19 protein-coding genes are annotated in these 16,256 nt (G+C 38.2%); 17 read left to right on the top strand and 2 right to left on the bottom strand.

Annotation, left to right across the window (positions count from 1 at the left end; translation table 11 throughout):
- Positions 1-7: 7 nt before the first annotated feature.
- The 13 genes from M0R79_RS08965 to M0R79_RS08905 are packed head-to-tail and all read left to right on the top strand — an operon-like array spanning position 8 to position 10,841.
- Entirely contained in the window at positions 8-292 is a 285-nt protein-coding gene (locus M0R79_RS08965; RefSeq protein WP_248417001.1) for a hypothetical protein, read from the top strand.
- Positions 244-795, top strand: coding sequence for a distal tail protein Dit (locus M0R79_RS08960; protein ID WP_248417002.1), 552 nt, complete (start codon positions 244-246; stop codon positions 793-795). The genes M0R79_RS08965 and M0R79_RS08960 overlap by 49 nt, the downstream gene beginning before the upstream one ends.
- Before the next feature lie 4 nt (positions 796-799).
- Positions 800-3,946 (top strand): phage tail spike protein, encoded by a 3,147-nt coding sequence (locus tag M0R79_RS08955; RefSeq protein ID WP_248417003.1) that lies wholly within the window; start codon positions 800-802, stop codon positions 3,944-3,946.
- Between the two features lie 12 nt (positions 3,947-3,958).
- A complete protein-coding gene (locus M0R79_RS08950; protein WP_248417004.1) occupies positions 3,959-4,303 on the top strand; it encodes a hypothetical protein in 345 nt (114 codons plus the stop codon).
- Positions 4,303-4,503 carry an ACT domain-containing protein gene (locus tag M0R79_RS08945; RefSeq protein ID WP_248417005.1) on the top strand — a complete coding sequence of 67 codons (201 nt, stop codon included), beginning with the start codon at positions 4,303-4,305 and terminating at the stop codon, positions 4,501-4,503. Before M0R79_RS08950 ends, M0R79_RS08945 begins: the two co-directional genes overlap by 1 nt.
- Positions 4,504-4,517: 14 nt before the next feature.
- On the top strand, positions 4,518-5,981 hold the full coding sequence (locus tag M0R79_RS08940) for a hypothetical protein (RefSeq protein ID WP_248417006.1): 1,464 nt from the start codon (positions 4,518-4,520) through the stop codon (positions 5,979-5,981).
- Positions 5,981-6,805, top strand: coding sequence for an SGNH/GDSL hydrolase family protein (locus M0R79_RS08935; protein ID WP_248417007.1), 825 nt, complete (start codon positions 5,981-5,983; stop codon positions 6,803-6,805). Before M0R79_RS08940 ends, M0R79_RS08935 begins: the two co-directional genes overlap by 1 nt.
- Positions 6,806-6,821: 16 nt before the next feature.
- On the top strand, positions 6,822-7,211 hold the full coding sequence (locus M0R79_RS08930) for a hypothetical protein (protein ID WP_248417008.1): 390 nt from the start codon (positions 6,822-6,824) through the stop codon (positions 7,209-7,211).
- Between the two features lie 14 nt (positions 7,212-7,225).
- Positions 7,226-7,468, top strand: coding sequence for a hypothetical protein (locus M0R79_RS08925; protein ID WP_248417009.1), 243 nt, complete (start codon positions 7,226-7,228; stop codon positions 7,466-7,468).
- Positions 7,461-7,664 carry a phage holin gene (locus M0R79_RS08920; RefSeq protein WP_248417010.1) on the top strand — a complete coding sequence of 68 codons (204 nt, stop codon included), beginning with the start codon at positions 7,461-7,463 and terminating at the stop codon, positions 7,662-7,664. Before M0R79_RS08925 ends, M0R79_RS08920 begins: the two co-directional genes overlap by 8 nt.
- A 2-nt stretch (positions 7,665-7,666) precedes the next feature.
- Positions 7,667-9,010, top strand: coding sequence for a collagen-like domain-containing protein (locus M0R79_RS09325; protein ID WP_310795410.1), 1,344 nt, complete (start codon positions 7,667-7,669; stop codon positions 9,008-9,010).
- A gap of 1 nt (position 9,011) precedes the next feature.
- Positions 9,012-9,449: a hypothetical protein gene (locus tag M0R79_RS08910; RefSeq protein ID WP_248417011.1), complete on the top strand. Its 438-nt coding sequence runs from the start codon at positions 9,012-9,014 to the stop codon at positions 9,447-9,449.
- 12 nt (positions 9,450-9,461) lie between these two features.
- On the top strand, positions 9,462-10,841 hold the full coding sequence (locus M0R79_RS08905) for a glucosaminidase domain-containing protein (protein ID WP_248417012.1): 1,380 nt from the start codon (positions 9,462-9,464) through the stop codon (positions 10,839-10,841).
- A 235-nt stretch (positions 10,842-11,076) separates the two neighbouring features.
- Here the strand turns inward: M0R79_RS08905 and M0R79_RS08900 are convergent, their stop codons facing one another.
- Positions 11,077-12,171, bottom strand: coding sequence for an IS30 family transposase (locus tag M0R79_RS08900; protein ID WP_248416132.1), 1,095 nt, complete (start codon positions 12,169-12,171; stop codon positions 11,077-11,079).
- Between the two features lie 203 nt (positions 12,172-12,374).
- On the opposite strand from M0R79_RS08900, the gene M0R79_RS08895 reads away from it, so the two are divergent.
- Entirely contained in the window at positions 12,375-13,022 is a 648-nt protein-coding gene (locus tag M0R79_RS08895; RefSeq protein ID WP_248417013.1) for a hypothetical protein, read from the top strand.
- Positions 13,015-13,416, top strand: a complete 402-nt coding sequence (locus M0R79_RS08890) for a hypothetical protein (RefSeq protein ID WP_248417014.1) — start codon at positions 13,015-13,017, stop codon at positions 13,414-13,416. The genes M0R79_RS08895 and M0R79_RS08890 overlap by 8 nt, the downstream gene beginning before the upstream one ends.
- 21 nt (positions 13,417-13,437) lie before the next feature.
- Here M0R79_RS08890 and M0R79_RS08885 read toward each other — a convergent pair whose 3' ends face one another.
- Positions 13,438-13,635 carry a hypothetical protein gene (locus M0R79_RS08885; RefSeq protein ID WP_248417015.1) on the bottom strand — a complete coding sequence of 66 codons (198 nt, stop codon included), beginning with the start codon at positions 13,633-13,635 and terminating at the stop codon, positions 13,438-13,440.
- A gap of 801 nt (positions 13,636-14,436) precedes the next feature.
- On the opposite strand from M0R79_RS08885, the gene surE reads away from it, so the two are divergent.
- Both surE and M0R79_RS08875 read left to right on the top strand, forming a co-directional pair.
- Positions 14,437-15,213: a 5'/3'-nucleotidase SurE gene (surE, locus tag M0R79_RS08880; RefSeq protein ID WP_248417016.1), complete on the top strand. Its 777-nt coding sequence runs from the start codon at positions 14,437-14,439 to the stop codon at positions 15,211-15,213.
- Entirely contained in the window at positions 15,213-16,223 is a 1,011-nt protein-coding gene (locus M0R79_RS08875) for an ABC transporter substrate-binding protein (protein ID WP_248417017.1), read from the top strand. Before surE ends, M0R79_RS08875 begins: the two co-directional genes overlap by 1 nt.
- Positions 16,224-16,256: the final 33 nt, after the last annotated feature.

Below are 16,256 nucleotides of genomic sequence, written 5' to 3'. Positions count from 1 at the left end.
GGATAAGATGTATAACTACAGTAAAATAGCGCCAGATGGGCGTACAAATTACGCTTATCCTAGTGATGATATGTTAATCAATGGGAATTCACTTAGTGATCTTATTGATGGTTATCGGCAACTTCACGTCGCAGGACGTGGAGTCGTCGGTATGAAACCTCATTTAACCGAAGTCCCTGGTCGTGCCGGGGCATTTTTTAATTACACCAAGACGATATTCGAGAACTTAAAATTACATTTAAGTTGGAAGCTAAATCATCCGATGAATTACGGGATAAATATGAGCGTTTAAATGCGATATTACGCGGTGTGAATGCAGACGGGTATTTACCGATTAAATTCGCGGATGAACCATCGTGGAGTTATTTCGGCGTGCTAAGTGATGCAAAAGATGCACCAGAACAAGGACTACAGGTTATTGACGAGTTTGAAATCTTGTGCCCGAACCCTTATAAAAAGCATGATGTCCAATCTAGTAAAGGGAAAGTTGAGCTGTATCATGCTAAAGAAGTTAATCCATTGACGATTGAAGGCGAAGTGCTTACCACGGTGTCCGCCATTGGTTTTAAAGTAGGGACGAAGCAAATTGTTTTTATGGGAAGTTATAAAGTGGGACAAAAAGTTAAATTCGAATGGACGACGGAAGAATTTAAAGCTATCGTGGCAGGTAGCAGTATCATGCATGAATTAGCAAATTTCCATATTCCGGAAACATTTACAGTGAAACATGATGATGTCGTTGAACCAATCGGATTTAGATTAGACAAAGTCACTTGGCAAGATGAAAGGTTGTGATTGAGTGATACGTTTATTTAATAATCAAGAGCAACTGATTAAAATTGTTCGAAAAGATGCCATCAGAGTGTTAAAGCATAAACAAATTTTAACGGATGAAAATTATATATCTGATCAGTTATTTGTTGAATTATTAGCACTAGACGAACAAGTCATTCAAGACATGGAATTTATAGCGATTCCCACACAAGAAGACCCGTTTGTCCATCATTTATTTTTTATCGTCGAAACAAAAACGGAAGGAAATATCACGACGATTACGGGTGTGCAGTCTGGGATAGAAGAATTACGTAAAATACCGGTCTATGACCAGCGACCACAGAATTATGATGTTAGACAAGTAGTTGAACGATTGCTTGAAGGGACGAATTGGCGGGCGAATTATGTCGCTGATGGGAAAGTCAGCACAAATTTTTATTATATTTCTGTTTTTGAAGCTCTAAAAAAAGCGTGTTTATCAGCTAATGTTGAAATGCAGTTTTTTGTCGAAGTCCGAAGTACGCGAATCGGAGCGAGGTATATCGATTTTAAAAAACGCACTGGAAAAGATATCGGCAAGCGTGTGGTTTATGGCCACAATGCGCTAAAGATTGTTAAGGAAGACAGCAAAACGAACCTCATCACAGCGTTGATTGGTCGCGGTAAAGGCGAGCAAATATCAAGCGCCGAAGAAAACGAATCGGGTCAAGCGGGCTATGGTCGAAAAATAACCTTTAAAGATGTAGTGTGGCGGACGTCTGAGGGGAAACCACTCAATAAACCGGCTGGACAAGAGTATTTAGAAGACCCGGAAGCTACCCTATTATATGGTATAAAAACACAGGATGGGAATCTGCCTAAGATTGGATTTGTCGAATTTCAAGATGTGGAAGACCCAGAAATATTAATTCAACTGACTTACGAAAAATTATTAGAGTTGAACCGTCCACAGGTCTTAATGAAAACAGATAGTTTATATCTCACGGAAACAGGAATCGGCGATACGATTCGTGTGGTTAGACCTGATAGAAACTTGGATTATAAAACACGCGTGTTCGAAATTGAGTGGGATAGATTGACCAATGCATCTACCGACATGAAACTTGGCGATAAGATTAATAGCAATGAACAGAAACGTCAAGCAAGTATGATGGCTAAGGTCGCCGAAAACTTAACTAATTTCCTTGGTAATGAAATCGAACAATTGGTTACGAGTCTTCCGAGTGCTGATGGATTTAACCGTAACTACTATACGGATTTAACGCCAGAAAATCCTAAAATCGGCGATTTATGGTTTAAGCCAGACCCTAGATATGAAGGTAAGTTAATGATTTTAACCTGGAACGGTACGATGTGGGAAGAAATCATGAGTGAAGACTTGCCGAAAGAAATTCAAGCAAAATTTGAAGAAATTGATGGCAAAGTGGCCGACATGATGAAATCTATTGCTGATGCCGAAATCAATGCCAAGGTAGCTTTAGAACAATCCGGAGCCGGACAGACCCTAGCGAATGAGTTTGAAAAGATTATTTCTGAAGGTGGATATGCAAGCCTTAAAGAAGCAATTGGCGATGTAAGCGAAGTCAAGCTTGAAACCTTATCTGATAGAGTGAAAGCTATGGTCTACAATCCTGATGGTAGCTTATCAATCAACGAACAGACAGCAAAGTTTATTAAAGATTCTGTTATTGATGAAAAGTATATCAGTAACTTAGTTCAGACTAGCGAGTTATTGCAAAGTGAGATTAAAGAGATTGTACCAATACCAAGTGATGAACAGATTAAGGATATTGCTAAATCAGTGAACCTGACTAAATCAGATATTGAAGCAATGTTCGCTGACGGTTTTGTAAGTGATGAAGATATTAAACGAATCGCTGAACAATCTGGAATGACCGTGGAACAGGTTAAGGCGATTGTGAGTAGTAAACTTGATGAGGAAATGGTTCAGCAATATGAGGAGAAGATTGGTAAACAAGTTTTCATGGAAGACACAAAGATAAGGTCTGCCGTTGACTATCATATTGCCCCTGAATTTCCTGAATTTTATGCTCATGATTATCGTCTCAAGAAAATGATTTACAGAGGGGATTACTTATTCGAAATAAAGATAACCCCTCAAAGTGAAAGTACAGGAATCGTTCTAACTGCTGAAAATATTTATAAAGAACGAACTATGCTTATATCAGAATATGTGCCTGCTAACACAAGCGTTATCACTGGAAGTATTACCTTAACTAAAAGAGATATTATCACTGACAGTGATGAACTTAGCTTAGGTTGGGATAGTACGACAGGTTCTGTTGTAAGTGTGAAGATTTGGAAAGAAGTTAAAGCAAAGGTACCTGTTACAACAGGTTCAGGAAAAATATCATCAAGAATCACACAACTTAATAATAATATAGATTTAGCTTTATATGGTCAAACAGGAGCTACCTCACGACTTAATATTGGAGAAGATATTTACATTAGAGGTAAGAATATAAAACTTGATGGACAAGTTTCTATGGATAATGCTTTTGTAAAAAATCTCATGGTAGAAAATATGACCGCTGAAACAATCTCTGCTCATACCGCTAAATTTCAGAATGTTATCTCTGCTAATATTGACGCAAGTTACATAACTACAGGACGAATTGATATGGTACTAGCGGTTTTAAATGGTACATATTCCACGGTTCGTATCACAAGTTCTGGTATGGACGTTATGGCGAATTCAACTTATGTTTCAACAAGTTTTACAAGAAATGGTTTAGAAATTTGGAAAGAGGGAACTCTTATCGGTAGGTTTGAGAGTCGTAACGCCAGTGATACTACTGGTTTCTTTGCAGGTAAAAAATCAATATCTATGACGCCCAGACGAGGTTCTTATTTATCATGGGGTTATTATGAAAGTTCAGTTAGACAAGAAGAAGGTACAACTACACGTCTACTAGGATTAGACGGTGATACAGGTTTAATGTATTTTGGAGCGGATATAATAGCTGATTCTGATTATCCTCAATATGGAATGAGGTTAAGTATGTTTCCTAATTCAGGACATATTGGTTGGACAAGCACGAACAGTAGAAATGGTATTCTTGTTTATGATTATGGTATGAGAATATTACTTAATGGGATTTCATATGATGTACGTAAAATATTAATGGATTTAGGGTATCAAGTAAATTAGGAGAATCAAACTATGAAATTAAAAAACATTGAAATAATCACAATCAACAATACACTTATGAAACTAGGAGACCAAGAAGTTAAAGGCAGATTGAAGTTTAAAATCGCCCTACTGATTAAACAATTCGACAACCTCATGCAACCTATTGTATATAGTCTATCAGGTATTGAACATAAATCGCCTGAATGGTTTGAAATTACAGATTCAGAACAAGAAGTAGGGGATATTCAAACACTAATGTTTTCTGAAATAGAATCTTTGGATATTACTCCTAATGAGATTTATTTTATAAGTCCTATCCTGACTGATGATTTAAACGAGGATAAATCTAACAAACAAGAAGGCGAGGATAACTAATGAATATTACTGAAATTAAATATAACTATGATGATGACCAACTAATTTCTATATTAGTTGGTTTTTCTTATGTATCTAGCGGACTGAATGAAGCATTTAGTGGGAATGTGTTATTACTGAAGAATGAATATAACTTAGACTCATTATCTCATGATGAAATTGTTACACACGCTAAGGAAAGATTGAAGTCGTTGATTTAGAAAGGAGCATGTGGATGTATTCTCCGAAACTTAGTGTAGGATTAAAACAAATCAAGGGTGGTAAAACGCTCAAGCAGGGCGATAACGCTACGGAGCTCATCTATATATTTGTGGATGAAGACGGCTCGCCGATAAACCTCGGTGGCGGAAGTGTAAACGTATCGTTATTAAACGAAGAAACCAATACCCGAGTTTATACGAAATCTGTAACCAGCGATGGTAATAGTGTTAAATTGACTATTAATAAAGCTTTGCCAACAGCTACCTATGATATTGAGATGACTTTGAACGGTCACAAAGTACCGTCCAATCGATACGAATCTCAATTAATCATTACCGCCAACCATGATAATGCCTTGGTCGATGAAATTGAAGTCTATGGGATTGATAAGCTAAAACAGGAAATTATCCAATCCATTAGCGGTGGGACGATAAATTTAGATGGTTTTCTAAAGGCGGTAGATGCCAATAAACTCTATGCTCCGGTCAACCACTCGCACAGCGAGTATGCATTAAGCTCAGCATTAGCTAATTACGCGTTAAAAGACCACACGCACAACCAATACGCAAATAAAACACACACGCACACAGAATATGCTCCGATAGACCACACCCATGATAATTATGTAACCCAAGAACAATTGGCAGAGGCTAGCTTAGGTGGTGAAGTGGATTTAAGTGGGTATGTGAGTAAAACGGAGTTGGCAGATAAAGGGTATCTAACAAGCATCCCTGATGAATATGTGACAGATACCGAATTATCTGGCAAAGGGTATTTAACGGGTGAAACATTTACACAAACACAAGCTGATAAGTTATATCAGCCGAAAGGTAATTACGCCACCAAAGAAGAATTAGCTAATGTTTCTAGTGGTGGAAGTGTTGACCTAAGCAACTATCTGACAAAAAATACAGCAGATTCAACGTATCAACCTAAGGGGAATTATTTAACAGTAATTCCAAGTGAATACGTTACGGAAGCAGAATTGCAACAACAACTCGAAGGAACCACCAGTCTCACAATTTCCAAGGATAAACCCGACACATTGATGTGGGTAGATACAAGTCCTATTATTTTACCACTAGCAGACGGCAGCGAGTTACCTCAGCCCACTGATCCAGAACCGACGGATCCAGTGGCCAACGTTGCCTTTGATTCTAGCAAGACAAATGTTGATTTTGTAATTTCTCAGAATTTAAACCCGATGTATCTAGATATATTCGAACTCACACTGAAACCTGGTGCCTCTTACGTCTTGCGAACCGATTTCCCTGGGGATATCTGGCTAAGCTCGTCGTCATTCATTTCCGGAAGCAAAGCAGTCAGCGGGGTTACACCAAAGATTACAACGACTAATGGAAATGTATCTGTTTTTGCAAGACCACCTAAGGACAGAGAAGGCGGAAATGTAAATCAATATAACTCTGCACAGCTAGAAGATAAAACTTATACCTTTACGATTGAGGAGGTGCAATAATGCCGGTATTTAAAATTAAAGGTAGTGATGGTAGTTATTTCATTCCCCAAGCAGAGGCTCTGACTGGTTATGAAGGAAAGACAATTGTAGTCCTTGGAGATTCTATCCAACACAATTATGGCAAGCAATTAACGACATCCCTGGTTATCGAAGACGAACTTAATGCGAAAGTTGTCAATGCTGGTCTTGGTGGCACGATGGCATCATACCACCCTAATGCAGAATGGAAGAAGTTATCGCTAGTCAATTTAGTAGACAGTATTGTTAATAATGATTTTAGCTTGCAATTAGGCGTTACAGCGAGTGGATTAGAAATGGGGGCCCAACAACATCAAGCTTATATTAACCAAATTAACAAATTAAAAGATACCAATTGGCTAGCTGTGGATGGGGTCATCATATCTTACGGGACCAATGACTGGGCAAATAGCAATCTATTATTAAATAATGATGATTCATTCGATAAATCAAGCTATCTTGGGGCACTACGTTACGCAATTCGAGCATTGAGATTAAAATATCCTCACTTACATATTTTGGTTTGTCAGCCGATATTTAGATCAACAAATGACCGTTCGCAGAATGCAGATAATTGGCGCAATAAGAATGGTCAGGGCGAGCGATTAGTGGAATGGGCATCGGCGTTAAATATGATTTTAAATAAAGATAGTTATGTACCAATCGCACAAACATTTCACGATTTAGGCATTAACGCAGATAATGAGCGGTATTATTTTAGCGAAACAGATGGAACTCATCCGAACGAAAGAGGGATTATGTTACTCGGTAGGAAGATGGCCAAAGAATATGCTAGACATTATTAGTGAAAGGAGCAAATTTATGGGAAGACCCAACCAATGGGACAGGATAAAACATATTATTGTACTTAAGCGAGCCAGCATCATTTTGATTATTGGCTCTTTTCGTTATGGTTTGCAGTTAGTATTGCACCCTGAGATTTTAGATCAGTATCGAGTATATGCATTAATTCGAGAGATTTTCCACGGCCAATTAATCGGCTCAGCGTTTATAGCTTTAGCTTCAATTAAATTGTTAGGGGTGGTATTTAATAACCGACATTTGAAAATGATAGCTCGAACAGGACTGATGTTTTTATGGTGTACCTTTATGATTGCATTTCGTATCAGCCCGCCACCGAACACGGTGTTTATTTTGGGACTTGTGATGGTCATGTTAACAGCTACAGCATCTATGACATATAACAAGTAGGTTAGGAGGTAATGATGAGCCAGGAATTAATTACAACATTTCTTGCAGCTTTCTTTCCCGCTTTGTTGGTGTATTTAAACGATCGTAGAAAAGTAAATACTCAAGGTGCGACAACAGTTTTTGATAAGCAACAAATTTGGATTGAAAAGTTAGAAAAAGAACTGGAAGAACGGGACGCAGAAATCGCTCAACTGAAATTGATTGTGGAAGAATTAGAAAAGCGAATCAAAGAATTGGAGGAACAAAATAATGAGTAATAAAAAATATGATGTATTGAAATATGTGGCTTTAATTGGATTGCCAGCTATTGCTACTTTAATCGGAACCCTAGGCGAAATTTGGGGATTACAAAATGCGGATCAAATCGTTTTAACCATTAATGCCTGTGCTGTCATGCTAGGGAGTTTGTTACAAGTATCTAGCAATGCTTATCACAAGCAAAACGGTAAATAGCCATGAGTAATGTCTTAGATATTTTAGCATCGGATAAAATTCAAGTCATTAAGCAAGGCGACAATACGTTTATTAAATACAATCTATTAAAAAACGGTCATGAAGTTAATTTTGAAGATGAAACAGCCGTAGCTAAACTGATTAAAAATCATCAAGTGGTTTATGAGACACACGTTGATTTGATGGGTAGTTTAGCTACCTTTAATATTAATAAAACATTGCCAACTGGCGAGTATTTGCTTGAAATTATTGTTGGAGATAAACATATTTTCCCGTCGGATAGACAAGCAAGCATCTTAATTACAACATCAAGTGAAAATTTATTAATCGAACCCATTGAATCATACGGGATTGAGCAACTTAAGGCAGATATCCTAAATCAGTTAGGCGAGCAAAAAGGGTTAACACTTAAAGACCTTGAAGGCTATGTGCGCAAGGACGAAATCAGTGTCTTGGAAGGTCCTCAAGGCGACCCGGGTCCTAAGGGGGATACAGGGGAACCTGGTCAAGACGGGCGGTCTGTTGTATCCATTGAAGATAAGGACGGCACCGGAATCGCCACCGTAACCTATTCAGACGATAAGACCGAGGAATTACAGTTACCACGGGGCCCACAAGGTACCATGGGACCTAAAGGGGATAATCTAACCATCGAGAGCCAATCTCAAGACGAGGCCGGAAATACGACGGTTAAATTTAGCGATGGCACCAGTATCACGATTCAACGTGGTCTAAAGGGCGAAGAAGGTCCGATGGGGCCTATTGGTAAAACTGGCGAACCGGGTCCGCAAGGTTTGCAAGGGCCACAAGGTAAAGGTTTCTCGATTAAGAAAACATTTAAATCGGTAGAGGCGATGGATTCAAGCGGTCTCGAACTAAATGACTTTGTCATGATTAATACTGATGACGTCGAAGACCCGGACAACGCAAAACTGTACTACTGGGACGGCGAAACCTTTAAATATCTGGCTGACCTATCCGGTGCTCAAGGGGTAGCGGGCCCAGAGGGTCAACAAGGACCCCGGGGAGAACAAGGTCCACAAGGACCAATCGGACCGACCGGACCAGAAGGACCAACCGGCCCTAGCGGGCTGGACGGAAAATCTGTAACCGTTGAAAGCTCACAAATCCAAGAAGATGGCAACACAAAAATTACTTTTTCAGACGGTAAGGAAGCGGTTATTCAACGCGGACCAGAGGGACCTCGAGGGCTCCAAGGCTTACGTGGCGAAAACGGCGAACAAGGATTACCAGGTAAAGATGGTCAATCTATTACGGTGCAAGTCGTGACCGAACCACCGTCAGCACCCCAAGATAATGTTTTATATCTAGTTAAGGGGGCATAATATGCCAATTATTGACTTTAGAAACACTAAAAGCGTCTATTATAACGGACAGAAAATCAAAGAAGCTTGGTATAAAGGCGCTAAATTATGGGCAGAATCGGCAAATAGTTTAGATGTTTCGAGTACGATTAGCCACATTACTATCTTTAAAAATACGGTGGCACCCACACGTAGCGGAGAAGTTTATTTCAAAACGGAAAAACCATCGTCTTATCTAAGTATTAAAGGAATTCGAATTAACAATCAAGAAATTTTATACTTTGAAAATGTCGTGATTGGCGGAACTAAAAACTTCGGCGCTCGATTAAAAATACAAGGCGACCAATTTACGGCGTGGAAAGAATATCTCGAACGTACTACCGGGCAAATGTGGAAAGATTATGGAACATACGCCTATGCAATTTTTAAGGCCGGAACCAAAGTGGAACTCAATTTTTAGAAAGGAGTTAAGATGACACAAGAACTAGACTTTATCGCAGAAATCGGTCGGATGGTGGTTAAATACCCGTCCGACTTTTTTAATTCGATTTCTATCGCCCAGGCCTGCTTAGAGTCTGGATATGGGCAAAGTGAGCTAGCCAAAGAGGCAAATAATTTGTTTGGCTATAAGGCTAAGCGAGGCGAATGGAGTGGGGAAACCTATCTCAAGGAAAGCCCCGAGGAAATAAAAGGTGCTATCCATATCAAGCGGAGTAATTTCAGGAAATACGAATCGTGGGAGGAATCCGTCAAAGACCACGCTAAAATGCTGTCTCGGACAGATTGGTATGCAAATTATTACAGAAAGGCAATTAATGCGAAAACACCGGAAGAACAAGCAAAAGCATTAACAGGTACGTATGCCACTGATTCGAAGTACGCAGACAAGCTCATCGAGATTATCAATTATTACGGGCTTAATGCTTATGACAAACTAAATAAGGGGGAAGAAAAAGAAATGGCGACGCTAAGAAAACCGATTGTCCAAATTACTCGAGTGAATACGTTCGGACGAAACACTAATAAACCTAAATTTATCGTAATCCACTATGTAGGTGCTGCCGGTCAAGCGGAAGCTAACGCTGATTATTTTTATAATGTAAACCGCAATGCCTCCGCCCATTATTTTATTGACAAAAAAGAAACGTGGCAGGTCGGCTATGATGATATGGGCATGTGGCACGTCGGCGACGGTAATAAATCCCGGATAGGCTGGGCGAATGGTTATGTTTATAACGGTAAAGCTACCAACTATAACTCAATTGGGATTGAGATGTGTCAAAATCCGCAACCAGGTAAACCGATTGAAGATTGGCCGATTGACCCGATTGTTGTTGAGCAAACATTGTTACTAACTAAGTTTTTGATGGATAAATACGATATCCCTATTGATAATGTTGTCCGTCACTATGACGTGTCTGGCAAGATGTGTCCAGCGCCTTGGCGTCATAATGATTGGGCACTGTGGAAGAAATTTAAGTCTGACCTAGCAAACCTCGGGAAAGTGTCCACGCAGCCGACCATCGAAAAAGCTAAAGACAATGTCTATACGGTTAAACATGGCGATAACCTATGGGCTATTGGACAAGCCCACGGAATTACCGTTAAACAGCTCAAAGACTGGAACAGCCTTGAATCTAATATGATTTATACAGGTATGAAATTATTTGTTAAAGAACCGGCGAAGATTGGCGACAAGAAACCAGATTCCACGAATGATAAGGGAGTCGATGAAAAGGTTGTCAATGTTGTTGAGGATAAAGGTGAACAGACCAAAGCAATCGAGTTGGCAGAGGACGAATATCTAAGAGTTAAAAACGGTAAGATTGAGATTGTTAAAATTATAAAATAACGATAAAACCCTACTTCCTTAATCGGAGGTAGGGTTTTGTTTAATTTTGCTGAATTAATCATTCGTAAAGATTTGTAAATTTCAAGTATAAGTTAGCCACCTCGGGTAACTAGCTATGTAACATTAATCCTCTCTGCCAGTGACGGCTTGACAATGAGCTGAGGCATGGTAGTTTGGTTCACTAATGGGTCATTGACCGCCTTACCAAGAAAACCATGCCGAAGGAGGCTCGTTGTCAAGCGGGCACGTGTGCGCGAGCTTGTCTTTCTTTATAGAAACAGCGTATGAAAACCTCATAAGGGGTCTCATAGTCCAAAACCTTGCGCGAATAATGGTTCATCCATTGTTGGATGCGGCGACAATCGGCTTCAGTCACGTCTTTCATCGAGGTTTCTTTGGGCAGAAATCGGCGAATCAACCCGTGTTGATTTTCACTGGTTCCTCGTTCCCAAGAGGCGTAAGGATGGGCAAAATAAACGGCCACGTCGTCAGCCAGTGTTTGACTCAACCCCGCAAATTCTAAGCCGTTATCCGCCGTAATACTCTTAAAGAGTAACGGAAAGTGGTCGCTTGCGCGTGCTCGTAAGCTTCTGAGGGCGGCGTCCACCGCTTGAGCCGTCTTGTTCTCAATCTTTAGAATGACTTCAAAACGACTCAGCCTTTCTACTAAGGTTAACAAGACGGGTTCATCTCTGCCTTTCTTGCCAATGACCGTATCAATTTCCCAATGACCAAAAGTTTGACGGGTGTTAATTTCTTCAGGGCGTTCGTCGATGGACATCCCTAGGACTTTCTTATGGGGTCGAGTCTTCGGCGCGCTGACTTTGGAATGTCGTTTCAACTTTTCAACTAAATCAATATTTCGGGTCTGCATAATCTGGCAATCAATCCAATGATAGAGGGTCGTCGTACAAGGAATCAGACGCGGATCAATGTCGAGGACCTGCTTGGCGCGATGCACTACCACATCGGGTGACCACTTATCTTCTAACATCCGTTGATCGGCCCAATCGATAAAGACACTCGAATAGGCCCAAAGGGGTTTACGTCCACAATGTTGACGCTGATGTTCATAATCTTCTTGGCCGACTTCCGCGATATACTTGGAATATTGATAGGTATAAACCTTCCCATGTTGCTTTTGTTGACGGACTTGTTCCACCGAACCCCGTTTGATTTCGTTATGAATTGTTTGGGGCGCCCGTCCCAGTATTCGCGCAATGGCTCGGTTAGAATAGCCTTGTTTTTTCAACAATTCAATTTGGCCCCGTTCTTTGAACGATAAGTGTTTTGATTTGCGGTCAGATGTGGTAAAGTGAGTTTGCGTCATGTAAATTCATCCTTCTTATATTTTTGTGTCGTGACTTAAATATAACATGAATTTACATGGCTTTTTTTATTTTTTAGCGGTGGCTAAGTTGATTATAAAATCCGCCATTCGTAAAGATTTCATAAATAAATTTAAATTTTTATTGCTTTATTCTAAGTGACAAAGTATTATTTATGGTATTATATAATAAAAGGAGGGATATAATGTTGTTTACAAGTGAAGAACGATTAAAAAGGCTTGCTTGGATGCGAAATCAATCAGAAGAAACATTTGGTTCAAAACTTAGACAGCAAAAATTCCTTTTCTTCTATGAAATGTTTTCAAAAATAAATAATAGGGATTATCATTTAGAGTACTTAAAAGCTTATCCAAATGGTCCCGTATTTAGTGAGGTTTATGGAGATTCAACATATAGAAATACAGAATTTACCGAAAAGATTAAATCATTTGTAGATTTCTCTGATATAGATGAGAACATTAGTAATGCTGCTCTTTATTTGGTAAAAACATTTACTGAGCGCGAAATTTCTGATTTAACTCATAATTTAGATTTATGGAGTTGTAAAGCTAAGAGAATCTTAAATGGCGAAAAAGGAATCGGTATATATGATAGTGATATAACTGAAAAAGATGTTGCATGCTTTAATGAATTATATGATGAATATTTAAATTTGTCGTTACAAGACGTAGAAATCATTGAACTTTTTAATAAAATATTTATTATAAGTAAAGAGAACGCTAAAAAATTAACATATGAACATCAAGAAGTTATTGAGCTTTTAAGCCGGGATCAAGATTTAGAAAATCCTGTTTATTTAGATATTGAAGAAGGAGTATTGTTAATTGATTAGAGAAAAAGATGTTGTAACCTTACGAATGCCTTATCCAAATGTTTCTAGTAATCTAGCAGTACTTAGTCATATGTATATTTGTAAAAAGCCAGGAAAAATAAAAAAATTATTAAAAATTCAGACAATTAAAAATCGCCATAAGACTAAAGGATATCCATGTTTAAATTTCTATGAATTAAAGGCGGTTGATCAGAATAATCCGTGTAACCGAGATTCATTTGTTGATTTAGATAAAAACTTTATTCTTGAGCATGTGAACATTCCATTAAAACTTAAAACAAAAAAAGAACTTCACAAAGAATCTTTTTTAGAAATATTAGAACGAATTAGTACTATAGAAGATGTTAATATAAATACTAAAGAATTCTTATCCATTAACATTTTATGCTCGTAACAAAAATAAAAGCACAATCCACTACGGGTTGTGCTCTTTTTTGATGGTTTCATAATATTTACTTAATGCTAAAGCGTTATCCAAAGTTAATCTACCGATTGTATTAGGTTCTTTTCTATATTTGTCAATAAGTTGTCGTGTTACCCCTGTTTTCCTATTTATTTCATAACTGCTAATATCGGTTTCTAATAATTTTTTTATATTTTCTTTGATATCCATCAGTGAATCTTCCTTACTCTTGCCAAATATGATATACTTAAATAAATCAGATGGAGGGCAAGGCTCCCCTGATTCATTACCGACCCTACTCTATTTGAGTAGGTTTTTTATTTTTTCTACTGCTTCTTCTTTTGTTTTTGAGTCTTCAATTATTTGTATAATCATTTTTAACACTTTGTTGAATTGTTCATTTGTCATACCGTTTTCCATCTTTCATTCACTCCTTGCCTGTGTTTTTATTCGTAAGATATATCTCAACCTTACAAGTAAATTATAGCAAATATATTTGCTAATGTCAACACTTTTATCAAATTATTTTTATTTTTTTGTAAAAAATAGCCCCGGTTAAAGGGGCTAATTATCAAATTTTGCACCTATTTTGCACTGTTAGTAATTATTATTTAATAATTCAATATTTTTCATCCCTGCAGTCGGCATAAGCTTGATATTATCATGTTTCAAGTGCCTGCCATTTTAATAATTTGCTTAGTTAACTCTCAGAAGGGGTAAAAAAGGGGCAAAAACAACTATTCTTAATTTCCAAGGCTATGATATAAATCATCAATTTTTAATTGATGACTTATATCATAGCTTTTTATTTTGCAAAAATTAGAGATCAAAAAGTTGTTTAACGATTCAACATTGTATAGTTGAGTTTCAGCTTTAGAAATTCTGAGTAGGTTTGTCATATTTACAAATTATTTACATTGAATTAACAATTCTTTTAAAAATTTACCTAGGATCAACATTAAATTAACATTATTTTAATAAAATAAATAGTAAGTGGATAAAGGAGGTTATATGAAGTTATTAATATCGAACGATGATGGGATTGATAGTCTTGGTTTGTATTTGTTGGCAGAAGTCTTAAAAGATATTGCTGAAATTATTGTAGTGGCACCAGATTCTCAACGAAGCGGGGCAAGTCACTCCATCACTTTGGACCGGCCCTTGCGCGCTCAGCAAGTCGATTTGATGACCGGTGTGACTTCTTTTAAAGTCAATGGAAGTCCGGTAGATTGTCTTAAGCTTGGTATAGAACATCTATCTGCTGGTCGACCAGATTTAGTAATATCAGGGATTAATGCTGGTGCTAATTTGGGTCAAGATTTATGCTACTCTGGGACACTGGCGATAGCCCGAGAGGCCAACCTGTATCAAATTCCAGCTCTGGCTTTATCCATGGCCAGAAGCAATAATCATCAGGTTAATTTCGGACGGCTAAAACCGTTTCTACAACAAAACTTAGGCAAGCTATTGCCCGACCTGAAAAATTTCGCTTATTTTCTAAACGTAAATTTACCAAGTATGGAACATCAGTCTATCCAGGGAATTAAAGTAGTGCCGATGGATTTAAGCATTAAGAAATTTGATTTTAAAGTATTGAAAGATCCAAAAGACCGGGATGTTTATTGGTTAAGAAATTTGTTTCAAGAGATTCATTCTGAGGATATTCAGAATGATTATCATTTCGTTAAATCGGGATATGTAACCGTGTCCCCTTTATCAATGATGTCGGAGTCAATAAATTTAGTTGAACCCATTCAGAAATATATTAATGAAAAGGAGATTATCTGATGAAAAAACTGGTTAAATTATTATTATCTATAGTTCTATTAGCTTCTATGGTCAATATTTCAACCATTTTTGGTCAAGAAAATAAGGATCTTGAAGGTGAAATCGAATTCTATACTTCACAACCCGATGAGGATGCTGCAAAATTAGTCGAAGCTTATAATGCGATTTATCCTAAAGTTACTGTCAATGTGTTCCGTTCTGGTACGGAAGAAGTGATGTCTAAGTTGAAAGCAGAAAAAGAATCTGGCAAGGTGATGGCGGATGTTCTGCTTTTAGCGGATGCGGTGACGTTTGAATCATTAAAGGCAGAAGATATGTTACTAGCATATGAATCGACCGAAGCAGGTGCGATTCCGAAAGATTTTGTAGATGCGGATAATATGTATACTGGGACTAAAATCTTGACCACTGGAATTATCTATAACACGGATCTGGTTGAAGCCCCTAAATCTTGGCAAGATTTATTAGCAGAAACAGCTAAGGATCAAGTTGTCATGCCTAATCCTTTGTATTCAGGAGCAGCTGCTTACAACTTAGGTATTTTTACCCGTTTGGATGACTTTGGCTGGGACTTCTACGAAAATCTAAAAGCGATCAATCCTGAAGTGGTGAAAGGGAATGGTGGAGTGATGGAGGCCGTTGCTGGTGGTCAAAAAGCCTATGGGATGGTGGTTGACTATTTAGCCATTCGAGCCAAAAATGAAGGTTCGCCAGTAGACTTCGTTTATCCTGAGGAAGGCGTGCCGGTTATCACTGAACCTGTGGCGATTACTAAAGATACCGAAGAAGTAGAAATTGCTCAAACATTCGTTGACTTTATCCTTTCAGAAGCCGGTCAACAATTACAAGCCGATCTAGGTTATACTCCAATTCGCGAAGGGATTGAAGCGCCAGAAGGTCTAAAAACTGTTGATCAATTGGATAAGGTTCTCTCAGGAGATATGAAGGAATTATTGGATAATCGAGAACAAGATAAAGCAAAATTTGATGAAATGTTCTCAGCTCAATAAGTTATAAAGGAGATGGATTAAAGAACGATGCCA

It is taken from the genome of Ignavigranum ruoffiae (assembly GCF_023195815.2).
Taxonomy (GTDB): Bacteria; Bacillota; Bacilli; order Lactobacillales; family Aerococcaceae; genus Ignavigranum; species Ignavigranum ruoffiae.
The sequence above is the reverse complement of the archived record's forward strand: the minus strand, read 5'-3'. Positions and strand labels throughout refer to the sequence as shown.